This window comes from Curtobacterium sp. L6-1 (assembly GCF_018885305.1).
Classification (GTDB): Bacteria; Actinomycetota; Actinomycetes; order Actinomycetales; family Microbacteriaceae; genus Curtobacterium; species Curtobacterium aetherium.
Map to the genome: position 1 here is coordinate 2,203,454 of NZ_CP076544.1, position 16,162 is coordinate 2,219,615.

Annotated in this window: 18 protein-coding genes; 10 read left to right on the forward strand and 8 right to left on the reverse strand. The window is 73.3% G+C overall.

Annotated elements, in window-relative coordinates; genetic code table 11:
• The first annotated feature begins 3 nt into the window (after positions 1 to 3).
• From KM842_RS10085 to KM842_RS10095, 3 genes are read left to right on the forward strand one after another with little or no spacing between them, the layout of a single operon-like run.
• Complete coding sequence (locus tag KM842_RS10085; RefSeq protein ID WP_216258041.1) at positions 4 to 498, forward strand: hypothetical protein; 495 nt, start codon at positions 4 to 6, stop codon at positions 496 to 498.
• Positions 495 to 1,403, forward strand: coding sequence for a hypothetical protein (locus tag KM842_RS10090; RefSeq protein WP_216258043.1), 909 nt, complete (start codon positions 495 to 497; stop codon positions 1,401 to 1,403). The genes KM842_RS10085 and KM842_RS10090 overlap by 4 nt, the downstream gene beginning before the upstream one ends.
• Positions 1,394 to 2,533: an alpha/beta hydrolase gene (locus KM842_RS10095; protein ID WP_216258046.1), complete on the forward strand. Its 1,140-nt coding sequence runs from the start codon at positions 1,394 to 1,396 to the stop codon at positions 2,531 to 2,533. The genes KM842_RS10090 and KM842_RS10095 overlap by 10 nt, the downstream gene beginning before the upstream one ends.
• A 62-nt stretch (positions 2,534 to 2,595) precedes the next feature.
• Here the strand turns inward: KM842_RS10095 and KM842_RS10100 are convergent, their stop codons facing one another.
• Positions 2,596 to 3,468 carry an alpha/beta hydrolase gene (locus KM842_RS10100; RefSeq protein ID WP_216258048.1) on the reverse strand — a complete coding sequence of 291 codons (873 nt, stop codon included), beginning with the start codon at positions 3,466 to 3,468 and terminating at the stop codon, positions 2,596 to 2,598.
• 78 nt (positions 3,469 to 3,546) lie between these two features.
• On the opposite strand from KM842_RS10100, the gene KM842_RS10105 reads away from it, so the two are divergent.
• The 3 genes from KM842_RS10105 to KM842_RS10115 all read left to right on the forward strand — a co-directional run bounded on the left by KM842_RS10105 (position 3,547) and on the right by KM842_RS10115 (position 6,191).
• Entirely contained in the window at positions 3,547 to 4,689 is a 1,143-nt protein-coding gene (locus tag KM842_RS10105; RefSeq protein WP_216258050.1) for an inorganic phosphate transporter, read from the forward strand.
• Between the two features lie 11 nt (positions 4,690 to 4,700).
• Positions 4,701 to 4,970, forward strand: coding sequence for a hypothetical protein (locus KM842_RS10110; protein ID WP_216258052.1), 270 nt, complete (start codon positions 4,701 to 4,703; stop codon positions 4,968 to 4,970).
• A 282-nt stretch (positions 4,971 to 5,252) separates the two neighbouring features.
• Complete coding sequence (locus tag KM842_RS10115; protein WP_216258053.1) at positions 5,253 to 6,191, forward strand: acetamidase/formamidase family protein; 939 nt, start codon at positions 5,253 to 5,255, stop codon at positions 6,189 to 6,191.
• 92 nt (positions 6,192 to 6,283) lie between these two features.
• Here KM842_RS10115 and KM842_RS10120 read toward each other — a convergent pair whose 3' ends face one another.
• Entirely contained in the window at positions 6,284 to 7,036 is a 753-nt protein-coding gene (locus tag KM842_RS10120) for an SDR family NAD(P)-dependent oxidoreductase (RefSeq protein WP_216258056.1), read from the reverse strand.
• A 148-nt stretch (positions 7,037 to 7,184) separates the two neighbouring features.
• Here KM842_RS10120 and KM842_RS10125 point away from each other — a divergent pair, with 148 nt between their 5' ends.
• Both KM842_RS10125 and KM842_RS10130 read left to right on the forward strand, forming a co-directional pair.
• Positions 7,185 to 7,640 (forward strand): MarR family winged helix-turn-helix transcriptional regulator, encoded by a 456-nt coding sequence (locus tag KM842_RS10125; RefSeq protein ID WP_216258058.1) that lies wholly within the window; start codon positions 7,185 to 7,187, stop codon positions 7,638 to 7,640.
• Positions 7,637 to 8,983, forward strand: a complete 1,347-nt coding sequence (locus KM842_RS10130; RefSeq protein ID WP_216258060.1) for an MFS transporter — start codon at positions 7,637 to 7,639, stop codon at positions 8,981 to 8,983. Before KM842_RS10125 ends, KM842_RS10130 begins: the two co-directional genes overlap by 4 nt.
• Positions 8,984 to 9,002: 19 nt before the next feature.
• On the opposite strand, the gene KM842_RS10135 is transcribed toward KM842_RS10130, so the two are convergent.
• Complete coding sequence (locus KM842_RS10135; RefSeq protein ID WP_216258062.1) at positions 9,003 to 9,893, reverse strand: alpha-E domain-containing protein; 891 nt, start codon at positions 9,891 to 9,893, stop codon at positions 9,003 to 9,005.
• Positions 9,894 to 10,089: 196 nt separating this feature from the next.
• Between KM842_RS10135 and KM842_RS10140 the strand changes: the two genes are divergently transcribed.
• On the forward strand, positions 10,090 to 10,596 hold the full coding sequence (locus KM842_RS10140) for a MarR family winged helix-turn-helix transcriptional regulator (protein ID WP_216258064.1): 507 nt from the start codon (positions 10,090 to 10,092) through the stop codon (positions 10,594 to 10,596).
• A 32-nt stretch (positions 10,597 to 10,628) separates the two neighbouring features.
• Positions 10,629 to 10,817 carry a hypothetical protein gene (locus KM842_RS10145; RefSeq protein WP_216258066.1) on the forward strand — a complete coding sequence of 63 codons (189 nt, stop codon included), beginning with the start codon at positions 10,629 to 10,631 and terminating at the stop codon, positions 10,815 to 10,817.
• Between the two features lie 11 nt (positions 10,818 to 10,828).
• Here KM842_RS10145 and KM842_RS10150 read toward each other — a convergent pair whose 3' ends face one another.
• The 5 genes from KM842_RS10150 to recQ all read right to left on the reverse strand — a co-directional run bounded on the left by KM842_RS10150 (position 10,829) and on the right by recQ (position 16,159).
• Complete coding sequence (locus KM842_RS10150) at positions 10,829 to 11,701, reverse strand: NAD(P)-dependent oxidoreductase (protein WP_367397692.1); 873 nt, start codon at positions 11,699 to 11,701, stop codon at positions 10,829 to 10,831.
• Between the two features lie 67 nt (positions 11,702 to 11,768).
• Positions 11,769 to 12,641 (reverse strand): M23 family metallopeptidase, encoded by an 873-nt coding sequence (locus KM842_RS10155; protein WP_216258067.1) that lies wholly within the window; start codon positions 12,639 to 12,641, stop codon positions 11,769 to 11,771.
• A gap of 286 nt (positions 12,642 to 12,927) precedes the next feature.
• Complete coding sequence (locus KM842_RS10160) at positions 12,928 to 13,335, reverse strand: hypothetical protein (RefSeq protein ID WP_216258068.1); 408 nt, start codon at positions 13,333 to 13,335, stop codon at positions 12,928 to 12,930.
• A gap of 105 nt (positions 13,336 to 13,440) precedes the next feature.
• A complete protein-coding gene (locus KM842_RS10165) occupies positions 13,441 to 14,181 on the reverse strand; it encodes a lysophospholipid acyltransferase family protein (RefSeq protein ID WP_253206079.1) in 741 nt (246 codons plus the stop codon).
• A 130-nt stretch (positions 14,182 to 14,311) separates the two neighbouring features.
• Entirely contained in the window at positions 14,312 to 16,159 is a 1,848-nt protein-coding gene (gene recQ / locus KM842_RS10170; protein ID WP_216258070.1) for a DNA helicase RecQ, read from the reverse strand.
• Positions 16,160 to 16,162: the final 3 nt, after the last annotated feature.

Sequence of the window (16,162 nt, forward strand, 5' to 3'; positions counted from 1 at the left end):
CGGTTGACCACGCAGCTGGCGGAGGAGGCGATCGCCGGCCTGTCCCTGCCGGCCGGACCGCTCACCTTCGAGGCGCTCCGCACCGCGCTGCAGACCTGGTTCGGCAAGCCCGTGAAGGTCTCCCCGCTCGAGACGCTGCCGTCGCGCGACCAGCCGGCGAGCGTCACCGGCCTGTACCTCGACACCGCGGACGCCGGACAGGTCTACTTCCACCCGGACGACCCCCGGCTGTACCAGCTGTTCGTCGTCCTGCACGAGTTCATGCACATCGCCGCCGGGCACGGGGGCTGCCACGTCCCGGCGGACGTCCTCGGCCGCGGGTACGCGGGCGTGACCGCCGAGGTCTCGGCGGCCCGCGCACGGGTGCCGGGCCGGACCGCGCCGGACCGCGCACGCACGGTCGACATCGAGGAGCTCGTGGCGGAACGCGGCGCGATGCTGCTGCTCACGCGCCTCCAGAAGGCCGGTGCGTCCCCGGGCGAGGAAGCCTTCGCGTGATCCCGGCCGCCTTCTGGGCAGCCGTCGGCCTGCTCCTGCTGCGGGTCGACGCGCTGGCGAGCGCGCAGCGGCGTCCGGCGTTCTTCGCCGCGGCCCTCGCCGTCGTCGGCATCGCCACGGTGGGCGTGGTGTGGCCGGTCGACCGGGTGGACGAACTGCTCGGCGACGTGAACGCCGTCGACCTCATCCAGGTCCTCGCGGCGACCGCGGCGTTCTGGTTCCTCCGCGACGCCACGCGCGCCCACGCCGGCTCGGCGGCCCGCTCCCGCCTGCCGTTCCTCGTGGCGGTGCTCGCCGTCGAGACCGTCACCTTCGTCGCGATCCCCGACCACGTGGGCGAGCCGACCACCTACATCCACGAGCACCTGCAGTACCCGGCGACGTGGCTCCACATCGTCGTCTACATGGTGGCGATGGGCTGGTTCGCGCTCGACTCGATCCGCGCGCTCACGCCGGGTGTCCGCGGCGCCGACGTGCTGTTCGTCGTCGGCTTCGCCCTCGTCGTGCTCGCCGTCGTCGCCGAGCTCGTCGACGTCACGGCGGTGTTCGTCGCCGGCGAGCAGACGACGTTCTCGCGGACGATGCTCGTCGTGTTCAACGGGCTCTTCTACCCCGGCCTGGTCGCGATCTCGGTCGCGCACGGGTGGCGCACGGTCCGACGGTTGGCGCCGGTCCTCCGCTGGCGTGCCGTGTCGGTGCGCCTGTTCCTGATCTCCGCGCGCGACCGGAGCGCCGGGGGGCCCGCACTGCGGCTGACCGGGAACGCCGAGGTCGCCGCCGCCCAGCAGTACATCGAGCTCCGCGACAAGATCGTGGCGGGGCGACTGGAAGTCACCGAGGACGAGGAGCGCTTCTTGCGACGTGTGGACGAACGGCTCGCGGACGGGGTCAGCGCATGGGTGTGATCGGGACGACGGCCGGTGCCGTCGCGGCGGTCGGGATCGCGGCGGTGACGGCAGCGGGGGTCGTGGTCGCCCGCAAGGCGGTGCACCCGCGGCCGAAGCGGACGGTGACCGTCCTCGAGGTGGGGCCGACGAGCATCACGGTGCCGTCCGACGAGCAGACGCGCTGCCCCGGCGTCTACCGCGTCTACTTCGACGACGCGCAGCGCAGCGTCCTGGTCGGGGACGTGGTCGCCGACGACGGCGAGCGCGTCACCCGCGTGGTCCTCGACGGCCAGGAGGCCCGCCCCGCGCCCGGCGACGCCCTCACCTGGAGCGGGTACCTCCTCGACACCCCCGCGGCGGTGTCGTCGGTCGCCGAGGAGGTCGTGGTCAGCGGTGACGACGGCGACCGACGGGCCTGGTTCTTCCCGGTGCCCGACGCGACGACGTGGGCGATCCACGTGCACGGCATCCACTCGGGGCGCCAGGCGATCCTCCGCGCGGTGCCGGACACGCTCGCCGCGGGCATGAGCTCGCTCGTGATTGGCTACCGGGGCGACGTCGAGGACGACCGCGGGCTGCCGGCCACCTTCGGCACCGACGAGTGGCACGACCTGGACGCCGCGATGCGGTACGCCGTCGACCACGGCGCGGATCGGCTCGTCCTGGTCGGGTGGTCCATGGGGGCGACGATCGCGATGCACGCCGCCAACGACTCCGCGCTCCGGGACCGCGTCGACGCGATGGTGCTGGTGTGCCCGGCGCTCGACTGGTTCGCGGCGCTCGGCTCGGGAGCACGCAAGGCCGGCTTCCCGGGCTTCCTCGGGGCGCTCGGGGCCGTCGCGCTCACCGTCCCCGGCCTGGCACGGCTGGCGGGCCTGCGGAAGCCGATCCCGTTCCGGTTGATGCGTCCGACGGCGCCGGCGGGCGTGCCGATGCTCCTGCTCCACAGCGTCGGCGACCGGGACGTGCCGATCGAGGCGTCCCGGCGTTTCGTCGCGCAGACGGGCGCGCAGGCCACCCTGGTCGAGGTCCCGCCCTGCCCGCACGGCAGCGAGATGAACCGGGACCCCGAGCTGTTCCACGACGCCGTGGCACGGTTCCTCACCCGAACGGGTGCCCTATCCGAGGACGCTGCCGTACACGGATAGGGTATCGTCGGTGTCAGCGGTCGGCATCGTCATGGGGGGGATGCCGACCCGACCGGCCCGTCTCAGACCGGAGCGACCGACGTGTCGAGCCACCGGACGAGGTCGGCGACCACCTCGTCGCGGTTCGTCTCGTTGTAGACCTCGTGCCGCGCTCCCTCGTAGACCCGGACGGTCACGTCGGTCAGGCCGCCGCGTCGCCGGTAGGCCCGGGCCAGCAGGCCGACGGAGCGGGGTCCGCCGAGGGAGTCCTCCGACCCGACCTGCAGCAGCACCGGCAGGTCGTTCGGGATGCGTCGACGCGGCAGGCCGAGCAGTCGGAGCGTGTCCGGCAGGCCGAACAGCCCGAGCACGTCCGCCTCGACGGCCAGCGGGTCGAGCCCGACGGCGTCGATCACGGCGCGGTCGCGGGTCAGCCACTCGTGCGTCGTCGGCCCGGAGGCCGCGTGCCGCCGGTTCAGGTCGCCGCCGTTCATGAACCCGGGCAGGCGCAGTGCGGTCGCGGAGAGGACGACGCCGGCGTACCGCTCGGAGGCGGTGTTGAGGATCCGCTGCGCCATCAGGGAGCCCCACGAGTGCCCGAGGAGCACGACGGGCAGACCGGGGTCCTCGGCGAGCGCGACGGTCGTCATCTGCTCGACGGCCGCGATCGCCGCCCGGAGCCCGCCGGGTCCGAGCCGCCCGAGCTTGCCGTGGTCACCGTCCCACTGCGCGAGCCCGGTCCGGCCGTGCCCGCGCTGGTCGTTCGCGTGCACCGTCCACCCGGCGCGGACGAGGTCCTGCGCGAGCGGCTCGTAGCGCAGCCCGTGCTCCCCCACACCGTGGACGATCTGCACGATGCCCTTCGGCCGACCGGCACGCCAGGTCGAGTAGACGATCTCGACTCCATGGGCGTCGGTGAATGAGGAGTCTCCCCGGGCGGCTGAGAAGGTGGGCACGGCGTCATCCTGGCAGACGTCGGACGTGTTCATCCGGCGTTCACGCGGACCTTCGGGTACCGGCCTAGCGTCTCGCGCATGGACGTCCTCGTCATCGTCGTGCTGGTGATCGTGGTGGCCCTCGTGTTCGACTTCACGAACGGGTTCCACGACACCGCGAACGCCATGGCCACCTCGGTGGCCACGGGTGCCTTCAAGCCCCGCACCGCCGTCCTCATCTCCGCCGTGCTGAACCTGGTGGGTGCGTTCCTGTCCACCGAGGTGGCGAAGACCGTCTCGCAGGGCATCATCCGCGAGGGCCAGGACGGCGTCCACATCTCCCCCACGATGATCTTCGCGGGCCTGGTCGGGGCCGTGCTGTGGAACCTCGCGACCTGGTACTTCGGCCTGCCGTCGTCGTCCACGCACGCGCTGTTCGGCGGGCTCATCGGAGCGTCGATCATCGGCGCGGGGACGGACTCGGTCGACTGGGCCACCGTCGTGTCGAAGGTCGTGCTGCCCGCGCTGCTCTCGCCGCTCATCGCCGGGGTGATCGCCCTCGTCGCGACCTACCTGGCCTACACCCTGACGAAGAACGCGACGACGCACGGTGCGGCCACGGGCTTCCGGCACGGTCAGACGGTCTCGGCGTCGCTGGTCTCGCTGGCGCACGGCACGAACGACGCGCAGAAGACCATGGGCGTCATCACCCTGACCCTCATCGCCGCGAACTACCAGGACGCCGGCACCGGGCCGGTCCTCTGGGTGGTCCTGGCGTGCGGTCTCGCGATCGCCCTTGGCACGTACATGGGCGGCTGGCGCATCATGCAGACCGTCGGCAAGAAGATCTCCGACGTGCAGTCCCCGCAGGGCTTCGCGGCGGAGACGAGCTCGGCCGCGACGATCCTGGTCTCGTCGCACCTGGGCTTCGCGCTCTCCACCACCCACGTGACGTCCGGCTCGGTGATCGGGTCGGGCCTCGGCAAGAAGCTCGCCGACGTGCACTGGGGCGTCGTCGGCAAGATCGTCATCGCCTGGGTGGTCACCCTGCCCTCCGCCGCGGTGGTCGGCGGCCTGGCGACCTGGATGGCGGCGAGCTCGACCATCGGCCTGGTCCTGGTGGCGGTGCTCGCCCTCGCCGGCGGCCTGACCTTCTTCGTCCTGGCCCGACGCAAGCCGATCAGCGCGGACGACGTCCACGAGGGCAGCACGGAGCGCGAGCCCGTGGCCGCCGGGAACTGAGGGAGGACCCGATGCACATCGACTTCACCGCCATCGCGACCGTCGCCGGGGTCGGCTTCGTCGCCGCCGTCAGCGTCGTGCTGCTCTACACGCTCGGGCTGCGCCTGCTGGGCACCGGGCAGCCGACCGACGCCGGCGGCGAGCGCACGCAGTACGCCGAGGAGACGCCGCGGTCGGGCACGACACCGCGGGCCGCGTACCTCGGCGCAGGTGTCTGCTTCGCGCTCTGCGGCGCCGCCGTCCTGTACGGCATCTGGTTGACGATCCCCCAGTTCCACTGACCGCACGAGACGCCACCGTCTGCTCGAGACACCACCTCGGACACGAGACGCCGCCGGTCCCGGCGGCGTCTCGTCCGTCGTGCGGCGTCACCCGGAGACGGGCCCGTCTCACAGGTAGGCCCGCCTCACAAGCTGGGCAGGCGGACCCGCCTCGCAGGCTGGGCAGGCTGGGCAGGCAGACCCGTCCCGCAGGCGGGCCCACCCCGCCCTCGGCCACGTCCCGCCTCCGGCCGGGAGGCCCGCCCCACCCGACCGACAGGCGCAGCCTGGCAGGATCGCCGGGTGACCCATCACCGCATCGCGACCACCGAGGACAACGCCGTCGACGTGTTCACCGCCGAGCGCGCACCCGTGCTGACGGTCGAGCCCGGCGACACCGTCACGGTCCACACGCTCGACGCCGCCGGGTACACCGAGCGTCTGCCGGCCCCGGGTGTCGAAGTGCCGACCCTCATCAGCCCCCGACGGGGCCACTGCCTGCTCGGGCCGATCGCGGTGTCGGGCGCCCGTCCCGGCCAGGTGCTGGCGGTCCGGTTCGACGAACTCGTGCCGGACGACTGGGGCTACACGGCCTCCGGTGGTGTGGACACCGAGCTGAACCGCGCGCTCGGGCTCGCCGACCCGTCGTCCCGCGGCCCACTGCTGTGGGACGTCGACGCGTCCGCGGGCACGGCTCGGAACCAGCTGGGTCTCGGCGTCCGCACGGCACCGTTCCTCGGGGTCGTCGGCCTCCCGCCCGAGCCGACCGGCGAGCACTCCACGATCCCGCCGCGCAGTGCGGGCGGCGGCAACATCGACTGCCGCGAGCTCGTCGCCGGTGCCACCCTGTACCTGCCGGTGACGGTGCCCGACGCGCTGCTGACGGTCGGCGACGGACACGCCGCGCAGGGCGACGGCGAGGTTTCCGGCACGGCCGTCGAGTGCGGGATGACGACCACGATGACCCTGTCCCTGCTCGACGCGGCACCGGTCGCAGGCATCCACGCCGACACCCCGGCGGGGAGGATCACGTTCGGCTTCGACGCCGACCTCAACACGGCGACGACGACGGCCCTCGACCGGATGGTCGACTGGATCGCGGCGGAGCACGGCATCGGTCGCGCCGAGGCGCTCGCGATGGCCAGCGTCGCGGCGAGCATGCGCATCACGCAGGTCGCCAACCGCACGTGGGGCGTCCACGCCCTGCTCGCGCACGACGCGATCCTCACGCAGGCCCGCTGACGGACGGGAGGTCCGGCCGCGGCGAGCAGATCTGCTCACGGCGGTCGGGCCTCCAGTCCGGTGCTGCCGACGGAGAGCCGGCGCACGGAAGGTCAGTGTGCGGAGTAGCCGCCGTCGACCAGGTGGTAGCTGCCGCTGATGAAGGACGCCTGGTCGCTGAGCAGGAACAGGACGAGTGCGGCGACCTCGGCGTCGGTGCCGAGACGGCCGGCGGCGTGCTGCGCCTCGAGGCCCGCGAGCTCGTCGTCGCTCAGCGAGGACCGGACGAGCGGGGTGTCGATGAAGCCGGGGCCGACGGCGTTCGTGCGGACGCCCTTCGCGGTGTACTCGAGCGCCGCGACCTTCGTGAGGCCGACGAGGGCGTGCTTCGAGGCCACGTAGGCGGCGTTGTGTGCGAGCCCCACCGAGCCGAGGACCGACGACATGTTGACGATGGCGCCACCGCCGGACGCCAGGATCGCCGGGATCTCGTAGCGCAGGCCGTAGAAGACGCCGTCGAGGTCGACGCCGCGGACCCGGTCCCACGCCGCGACGTCGTACTCGCCGATGGGCTGCGGAGCGGCACCGATGCCGGCGTTGTTGACGGCCAGGTGCAGGGCGCCGTAGGTGTCGACCGCGAACTGCACGGCACGCTCGTTGTCCGCCGCGATCGCCGAGTTCGCCGCGACGGCCGCAGCGGTCCCGCCGGCCTGCTCGATCTCGGCGACGACGCGCTCGGCGGCCTCCTCCTTGATGTCGGTGACGACGACCGAGGCGCCCGCTGCCGCGAGCTCCTTCGCGATCGCTTCCCCGATGCCACTGCCGCCGCCGGTGACGACCGCGACCTTGCCCTGGAACCCGCTCATGTCCGCTGCTCCTCCTCGGGCGTTGAGCCCGTGTCGACTGCACGACACCTGTCGCGCATGTCGCCGAGGATACGCCCGGCGCCTCCCGTCCCGCTGATCATTGGTTCGTTCGCTGAACTAATGAGTTAGGCTGGACGATGTGACCGCCATGGACCCACCCCCCGCACCCGTGCCGCCGCGGGCCGATCCGGGAGCGCCGCTCGCGACCGACGTCCGCATCGCGGTCAACCGGCTGTCCCGCACCCTCCGCGCGCAGAAGGCCGACACCACCGTCAGCGACGCCCAGTTCTCCGCCCTCGCCCTGCTGCACCGCGAGGGCCCGATGTCGCTCGCCGACCTCAGCCGGCACGAGGGCGTGACGCCGCCGTCGATGACGAAGACCGTCACCGTCCTGATCGACCGCGGGCTGCTCACGAAGGACGACCACGGCGACGACCGCCGCAAGGTCCTGCTCGACCCCACCCCCGCCGGCCGCGACCTCGTCGTCCAGACCCGGCAGCGGCGGGACGGCTGGCTCACCCCGCGCCTGGCCGACCTCACCCCCGGTGAGCGGAAGACCCTCGCCGCCGCCACCGACATCATGCGGAGGCTCGCCGCCCAGTGAGTGCCATGTTCCGGTCCCTCTCGGGACGCAACTACCGCATCTGGTTCGCCGGTGCCCTCGTGTCGAACATCGGCACGTGGATGCAGCGCACCGCCCAGGACTGGATCGTCCTCACCCAGCTCACCGACGACGACGCGGTCGCGGTGGGCGTGACGATGGCGCTGCAGTTCGGCCCGCAGCTCCTCCTGCTGCCGTGGACCGGCCTGGTCGCCGACCGCTTCGACCGGCGCCGCATGCTCATGCTCACGCAGGGGCTCATGGGCCTGCTCGGCCTCGGGCTCGCCGTCATGGTGCTCACCGACACCGCCACGCTCTGGTCGCTCTACGGCTTCGCGCTCGCCCTCGGGGTCGTGGCTGCCTTCGACACCCCGGTCCGCCAGGCGTTCGTGTCCGACGTGGTCACGGGCGAGGACGTGTCGAACGCCGTCGCCCTCAACTCCGCTTCCTTCAACGCCGCCCGGCTCATCGGCCCCGCGGTCGCGGGCGTGCTCATCGCCGCGATCGGCTCCGGCTGGGTGTTCGTCATCAACGCGGCCTCGTTCCTGGCCGTCCTCGTGGCGCTGCACTTCGTCGATCCCCGACAGCTCGCGGACCGACCACGGGCCGCCCGGGGACGCGGGCAACTGGTCGCCGGCTTCCGGTACGTGCGGACACGGCCGGACATCGTGGTCGTGCTCGCGATGATCTTCGTCGTCGGCACCTTCGGCGTGAACTTCCCGATCTTCACCTCGACGATGGCGCGGGTCGAGTTCCACCGGGGCGCCGGCGAGTTCGGTCTGCTCAACTCCGTGATGGCGGTCGGCTCCGTGCTCGGCGCCCTGCTCTCCGCCCGGCGTGACGCCCCGCGGATGCGCACGCTCACCCTGGCCGCCGGCGGGTTCGGCCTCGCCTGCACCGCCGCCGCCTTCGCCCCCACGTACTGGACGTTCGCGGTCCTGCTCGCCTTCGTCGGGCTCGCGGCCCTGACGTTCATGACCACCGCGAACGCCCTCGTGCAGACCACCACGGCACCGGCGATGCGCGGCCGCGTGATGGCGCTGTACATGGCGATCTTCGCCGGGGGCACCCCGATCGGTGCCCCGGTCGTCGGCGGCATCGCGGACGCCTGGGGACCCCGCTGGGCGATCGGTGTCGGCGCGCTGTCGGGTTTCGTCGCACTCGCGATCGCCCTCGTCTGGCTCGTCCGGTTCCAGCACGTGCGGCTGCGGTACGACGCGGACACCCCGCTGCACCTGGCCGTCACGCGGTCGGTACCCGTCGTCGGCACCCGGGCGGCGCGGGCCGCCGTCCGTCGGGAGCTCGAGCACGACGAGGTGGTGGCGGACCGGTCCAGCGCGGTCTGACCGGGCGGTCGGGGTCGGGTCAGCGTGCGGGCTCGGGCGCGGCGAAGACCCGCGCGTCGAGTGCCGCCGTGATCGTCTCCGCCGCGCGGGCCAGCCGCTCCCCCGCGGACCGCGCTGCGTCGACGGCCGTCTCCGGGGTCACCGTCTCGAGTTCCGCACGCGCGGCCCCGAACGCCCGGACCTCGGCCGCCAGGTGGACGCCGACCAGGTCACCGAGGCACTCCTCGCTGCGGCGGGCGAGGAACAGCAGCGACCGGGGACTGTGCTCGTCCAGCAGCAGGAACGCGGCGGCCTCGGCCGAGCTCGTGCCGTGTCGGTGTTCGCGGTGGAAGGCCTCGCCCGCGCCGCACGCCCGGAGCGCCGTGGACCAGGACGTCGCGGACGCGGGGTCGAGCAGGTCGGAGGCGAGCATCCGGGCGGTCACGGTCAGGCGTGTGAGCGACCGACCCAGTGTGAAGAACTCCCAGACCTCGTCGCGGCTCGCGTCCCCGTCCACCACACCCACGGCCAGCGCGCTCCGCTCCCGCACCCAGCCGAGGAACTCGTGCGCCCGGTCCACCACGATCTTCCGCGGCAGCCGCGAGCGCGTCGTGTTCAGGCAGTCCCACAGCTCGGTGGACACGACGTCCCGCGCCCGGCGGGCGTCGTCCCGCGCGACAGCGACCGCGGCGGCGATCGAGGCGGGTTCGTGGCGGTCGAGCGCGAGCGCGTCGAGGGTCGCGCCGGGACTGAGGTCCGTCCCCTCCGGTGCGGTGGCGCCGACCACCCGTCGCAGGTCGGCCCCGAGGGCCGGGTCGTCCGTCGCGGGGTCGCGCCGGGCGAGGTGGACGTCGAGCAGGCGCGCGACGACGTCGGTCCGCTCCACCGCGCCCCCGACACTGTGGACGCTGCGGGCGAGTCGGTTCAGCACGGCGACTCCTGCATGCCGCGAACCTACTGACCACGCGTTGCCGGGGTGTTTCGGGACCGCGTCACCGGTGTTGCGGGGCAGGCACCGTGCGGCCGCGGCACCCGGGGGTCAGCCGGTCTGTGCACTCCCTGGACGCTGAGCGTGCGTGTCGTCACGGTCGCTAGACAATCTAACTAGACCGTCTAGCATTGGGACCATGACTTCCGAGGTGACGACGACAGCCCCGGGGTTCTGGTACGGCGAGGACTCCAGGGTCGACGCGGTGGACGTCCTGAACGCACTGCGTCGCTACCGCACTGCCGAGAGTTCCGCCCAGCGCCGCGTGCGCGAGGAACTCGGGATCGGAGAGAACGCGTTGATGGCCCTGCGGGTGCTCGTCGACGCCGAGACCTCCGGCCGCACCGTGAACTCGAAGGAGCTCGCCGAACGGCTGGGCATCACCGCCGCGTCGACCTCCGCCCTCGTCGACCGGCTCGTGCGGTCCGGGCACGTCGAGCGCCACGCCGACCCCGCTGACCGTCGCGGTGTCATCCTCACGGCCACCGGTCGGTCGATGCGCCGTGCACTCGCGGTCATCGGCGACCTGGACTCCCGCGTCGTCGAGGTCGCGCAGCACCTGCCGCCCGAGGACATGGCGGTCGTCGTGGCGTTCCTCCGCGAGATGGCCGGCGCCGTCGACGACGACTCCGACGACGAGTCCTGAGTCCCGCCGCGTCCTCGGCGTACGCTGACACGATGCGCGAGCCGGAGGACGACATGCCCGCGGCCGAGCTGGACGCCCGAGCCCGCGCCGACGCGGCACTCCGGCGGATCCGCGCCGGCGCCGACCCCACGCGGGAGGCCTTCGACCTCGCGAACACGCTGAACGACGAGTCGGTCGGACGGTTGTCCCGGCGGGTGCGCGACCTCTTCCGCCGGCGCTGACCCGCCGGGGCTCAGAAGGCGGTGCCGACTGCCGCGATGTCGTCGGCCCCGTGTCCCGCGGCACTGGCGTCGGCGTAGACCCGCCCCAGCACCTCGAGCAGGGTCGTGTCGACGTCGGCAGCCCGTGCAGCCTCGGTGATGAGACCGATGTCCTTCCGCAGGCCGTCCAGCGCGAACTGCGCCGGGAACTCCCCGGCGATCATCGCGGCACCCTTCGTGTGCGCGTAGGCGGAGTCGCTCGCCGAGCCCTCGATCGCCTGCAGGAACAGCTGCGGGTCGAGCCCGAGCGCCGCGGCGATGGCCAGGGACTGCCCGGTGGCCGCGGTGATCGAGGCGATCCAGGCGTTGGCGGCGAGCTTGAGCGCGGTCCCCTGCCCGACGCGGTCACCTGCGCGGACGACCTTGGCGCTGACGGCGTCGAGGACCGGTGCGACGACCGCGACCGGCTCGTCCGGGCCGGCGACGAGCATGGTCAGCGTGCCCTGCTCGGCGGGGGTCTTCGTGCCGAGCATCATCGCCTCGACCAGGGTGATGCCGTACTTCTCGGCGAGCTGCACGACGGTCTCGGTGCCGGCGACACCGATGGTCGACGCCTGCACCCACACGGCCGACTCGGGTGCGTCACCCGCGGCCTGCTCGAGGACGTCCACCACCGCGTCCGTGTCGAACACCGTCAGCACGACGACCTGCGCCTGGGCGACGGCCTCGGCAGCGTCGGTCGCGACCGTGGCGCCGGCGTCGGCGAGCGGCCGCGCACGCTCGGCACTGCGGTTCCAGACCGTGACCTCGTGCCCGCCGCGGAGCAACGACTGCGCAACGCCGGCACCCATGGCCCCTGTTCCCAACACCGACACGCGCACCGTGGTCTCCTCACCGCGCGACACGATGCCGCGACCGGTCCGACCGTACGCGGATCGCCCCGACGTCGGACGAGCGGGCGGGACGACCGGGTCAGTCGAGCACGCCCCGTGCCGTGAGCCACGGCTCGGGGTCGACCGCACGGCCACCGGTGATGACCTCGAAGTGCAGGTGCGGTCCGGTGGAGACGCCCGTGCTGCCGACGGCGCCGATCTGCTGCCCGACCGTCACGACCTGCCCCGCGCGGACCCCGACGACCGACAAGTGGCCGTAGCGCGTCTCGGTCCCGTCGGCGTGCCGCAGCAGCACCTGGTTGCCGTAGCCGCCGAGCACACCGGCCGACTCGACGGTGCCGGACATCACGGCGAAGACGGGCGTCCCGCTCGCCGCGGCGAAGTCCGTGCCCTGGTGACTGGTCGAGCACGCAGCGCAGCCGGTGACGGTGCGCCCGCCGAAGTTGCCTGCCGACGGGATCGTGCCGGCGACCGGACGGGCGACCGCCTCGGCAGCACCCGGGATCCGCGTGACGTGGACGCCCGTCGCCGCCCGACGGTCGACCGTGTACCCGGCCCGGACCGCGGCCTCGGGCAGCGCGCCGGGAGCGCGGTAGTCCTGCAGGACCGGCCCGGGCGCGACGACGACCGTCGGTGCTGCGACCGCCGCACGGGGAGCGGCGTCGGTCACCACCAGGCACGCGGCGACCGCGACCGCGGTGACCGCGAGGCCGCGGCGGTCCCAGCAGTGGTCGCGCACCTCCCGGGCGGTGGACGCGAGCGACGCCGCGAGGAGCGCGCCACCGACGGCGGTCGTGGTGCGTGCCGAGGACCACCCGGTCCGGAGGCGCGCGGTTCGGAGGCGCGTGGCCCGGTGACGGCGACCGCGACCGTCCCGCACACGGGGACGCGTGCCGGCGCGGGCGCTGGAGCGGGAGGACGGGTCCGCGGGCAGCGGGACGGGCACGGGCACGGACAAGGACGCGGGTGCCCGGACGCGGTGGTGCGCGCAGCCCGACACGGGCACGGCGGCACGCCGACCCCGCCGCGTGGGCTGGCCGGGGCCGGGGACGTCCACGCCGGCCAGGACGGCCCGACCGTGCACGGCGGTCCGCCGCGGTGCACGGCCCCGCCGCTCCCCCGCATCCGGCACCCCCGCTGGTCGCCGGTGGACCTCGCGGCGGGACGGCAGGTGCGGGGCGTCGGCGCGAGGACCGCGCCCGCGCGGGGTGGTCGTCGTCACGGTCGTCTGAGGCCGGTCAGCCGCGGACGACGCCGCTGGTGACGATCCGGTCGACCTCGCTGGCCACGGCGTCGACGACCGCGCGGGTCACGGCGTCGACGACCGCCTCGACGAGGGGCAACTGCTCACTGCGGACCACGTGCTCACGCGCGAGGGAGGCGCGGAGGCTCGCAGGGATCCCGTCGATCACCTCTACCAGGTCGGCGGGGACGTTCGGGGAGGTCGGCACCGACGAGGAACCCGACGGCTGGACGACGAGACCGGCGGGTGCACCCAGCACCACCGGACGAACGGCGGCGTCGGCGCTGCGGACCGACGCGGTCGAGGACGCCGCGGGCCCGGCGGCGACAGCGGTGGCAGCGCCCTGTCGGGTGGTGCTGTCGCGGCGTCGGGCGACGGCGTCGAAGACGGGCGTGGAGGACATGGCGGTGACCTTTCCCTGGGGAGGAGTTCGGATGTCCCGCCGATGCTGATCCCGGCGAGCTGGATCGAGCATAGCCCGTGTATTTCACATCTGCAATACTTCCGGTCAGTCCGGGTCGGGCTCGCCGCGGTCGTCGTGGTGCAGCATCTGCTTCACCCGCTCGACGATGGTCCGGGGCGGCTCGTTGTAGGTGCCCGCGAGCTCCTGACCGCTCAGCGCCTGGATCGCGGCCGTCACCGCGTCGGTCGCCTGGCGCCGCGCCCGCCCCGAGCTCGCGGGGCCGAACCCGGACAGGTCGAGCGGCTCGCCGAACTCGACACGGACCTTCGCGAGCCGGGGCAGCCGCGAGCCCACGGGCTGCACGTCCTCGGTGCCGGTCAACGCGACGGGCACGACCGGTGCGCCGCTCGTCAGCGCGAGCCAGGCGACCCCGGTCCGCCCCTTGTACAGGCGTCCGTCGAGCGACCGCGTGCCCTCGGGGTAGATGGCGAACGCCTCCCCGGCGTCGAGCCGCGCGAGCCCGAGGTCGAGGGCCTGCTGGGCGGCGGCCCCGGCACCCCGCTCGACGCCGATCGCGCCGATGCCCGAGAAGAACGTCCGCGAGAGTGCCCCGCGCAGCCCCGTCCCGGTGAAGTACTCCTGCTTCGCCAGGAACGACACCTTCCGGGGCGCGAGCAGCGTGATGGCGGGCGAGTCGATGAACGAGCGGTGGTTGCTCGCCAGGATCACGGCGCCGCGCTTCGGCACGTTCGCCCGACCGACCACCCGCGGCCGCCACAGGAGTCGGGCGAGGGGCGCCACGACGGCTCGGCTGAGCACGGTCGCGGACCTGGTCGAACCGGTCACTCGGGCCTCCTGTCGGACGGGAGTTCCCGAGTGTACTGAGCGCCACGACGGCGACATGCCGGGTCCGGCATGCTTCCCCGCCGCGCTCCGGGGCGTGCGTCGCAGGAGCGGCGACGACCCGGTCGGCGCGTCAGTCGGCGGCGGCCACCACGTCGAGGACCGCGCGCCCGTAGGACTCGAGCTTGGCCGCGCCGACACCCGAGATCTCCGACAGTTCGTCGACGTCGGACGGCCGGACCGCGGCGATCCCGCGCAGCGTCGCGTCGTTGAAGACCACGTACGCCGGGACGCCCTGCTCGCGCGCCTGGCCGGCACGCCACTGCCGCAACGCCTTGAACAGCGGCATCGACTCCTGCGGCATGTCCGACACGACGGCCCGGCGGGACCGGCCGGCGCGCGGGGCCTTGACCGGGTCGCGACGCATCCGGACGACGACCCGACCGGCGAGCACGTCCGCGCTGGTCGGGCTCAGCACGAGGGTGCCGTACCCGTCGCCGGACACCGCGACGTAGCCCTGCGCCAGCAGCTGCCGGGCCACGGCACGCCAGTCGGCGTCGGACAGGTCCTGCCCGATGCCGAACGTCGCGAGCGAGTCGTGCTGGAGCTCCTGCACGCGCGGCGACTGCTTGCCGGTGAGGATGTCGACGAGGTGTGCCACGCCGTACCGCTGGCCGCGCTCGCGGTCCAGCCGCACGATCGTCGACAGGAGCTTCTGCGCGGGGACCGTGCCGTCCCACGACTCCGGCGGCGCGAGACAGGTGTCGCAGTTGCCGCACGCGGTCGACTCCTGCCCGAAGTAGGCAAGCAGGCGCACGCGCCGGCACTCGATCGTCTCGCAGAGCGCGAGCATGGCGTCGAGGTGGGCGCTCAGCTGCCGTCGGTGTGCCGCGTCGCCCTCGGACTGGTCGATCATCCGGCGCTGCTGCACGACGTCGTTCAGCCCGTAGGCGAGCCACGCGGTCGAGGGCAGACCGTCGCGCCCGGCACGACCCGTCTCCTGGTAGTAGCCCTCGACCGACTTCGGCAGGTCGAGGTGGGCGACGAACCGGACGTCGGGCTTGTCGATCCCCATGCCGAACGCGATCGTCGCCACCATGACGATGCCGTCCTCGCGGAGGAACTGCGCCTGGTTCCGCTCCCGCACCCGGGCGTCGAGCCCCGCGTGGTACGGCAGCGCGGCGATGCCCTGCGCGACGAGGGCGGCGGCCGTCCGTTCGACCGAGTTGCGCGACAGGCAGTAGACGATGCCGGCGTCGCCGCTGTGCTCGGTCCGGATGAAGGTCAGGAGCTGCTGGAGTGCCCCGGTCTTCGGCTCGATGCGGTACTGGATGTTCGGCCGGTCGAAGTCGGCGACGAAGTGCGCGGCGTCGTCGAGCCCGAGGCGTGCCGAGATCTCGCGGTGGGTCTGCGGAGTGGCAGTGGCGGTCAGTGCGATCCGCGGTACCGTCGGCCAGCGCTCGTGCAGCACGCTGAGCTCGAGGTAGTCCGGGCGGAAGTCATGCCCCCACTGCGCCACACAGTGGGCTTCGTCGATCGCGAACAGGGCGATGCGGGCCCGGTCGAGCAGTGCCCGCGTCGACTCGATCTTCAGCCGTTCGGGTGCCAGGTAGAGCATGTCGACCTGCCCGGTGACGATCGCCCGCTCCACCCGTGCGCGCTCGTCCGGCCCCTGCGTCGAGTTGAGGAACGCCGCCCGGACACCGTTCGCCGCCAGGGCGTCGACCTGGTCCTGCATGAGTGCGATGAGCGGCGACACCACCACCCCGACGCCGTCGCGGACGAGCGAGGGCACCTGGTAGCAGAGGGACTTGCCGCCACCGGTCGGCATGAGGACGAGGGCGTCCCCGCCGGCGACGACCCGCTCGATGATCGCGGCCTGTTCACCGCGGAAGGCGTCGTACCCCCACACGCGGTGCAGCACGTCGAGGGCGGCAGAGCGGGTGCCCGCCGACTCGGGCGCGTGCACGGTGGAACTCATGCG

Excerpts from the sequence above, each read along its gene's own strand:
- KM842_RS10110 (WP_216258052.1), top strand. The coding sequence starts at position 4,701 with ATGCACATCGACTTCACCGCCATCGCGACCGTCGCCGGGGTCGGCTTC.
- KM842_RS10095 (WP_216258046.1), top strand. The coding sequence starts at position 1,394 with ATGGGTGTGATCGGGACGACGGCCGGTGCCGTCGCGGCGGTCGGGATC.
- recQ (WP_216258070.1), bottom strand. The coding sequence starts at position 16,159 with ATGAGTTCCACCGTGCACGCGCCCGAGTCGGCGGGCACCCGCTCTGCC.
- KM842_RS10160 (WP_216258068.1), bottom strand. The coding sequence starts at position 13,335 with ATGTCCTCCACGCCCGTCTTCGACGCCGTCGCCCGACGCCGCGACAGC.
- KM842_RS10125 (WP_216258058.1), top strand. The coding sequence starts at position 7,185 with ATGGACCCACCCCCCGCACCCGTGCCGCCGCGGGCCGATCCGGGAGCG.
- KM842_RS10140 (WP_216258064.1), top strand. The coding sequence starts at position 10,090 with ATGACTTCCGAGGTGACGACGACAGCCCCGGGGTTCTGGTACGGCGAG.
- KM842_RS10120 (WP_216258056.1), bottom strand. The coding sequence starts at position 7,036 with ATGAGCGGGTTCCAGGGCAAGGTCGCGGTCGTCACCGGCGGCGGCAGT.
- KM842_RS10105 (WP_216258050.1), top strand. The coding sequence starts at position 3,547 with ATGGACGTCCTCGTCATCGTCGTGCTGGTGATCGTGGTGGCCCTCGTG.
- KM842_RS10145 (WP_216258066.1), top strand. The coding sequence starts at position 10,629 with ATGCGCGAGCCGGAGGACGACATGCCCGCGGCCGAGCTGGACGCCCGA.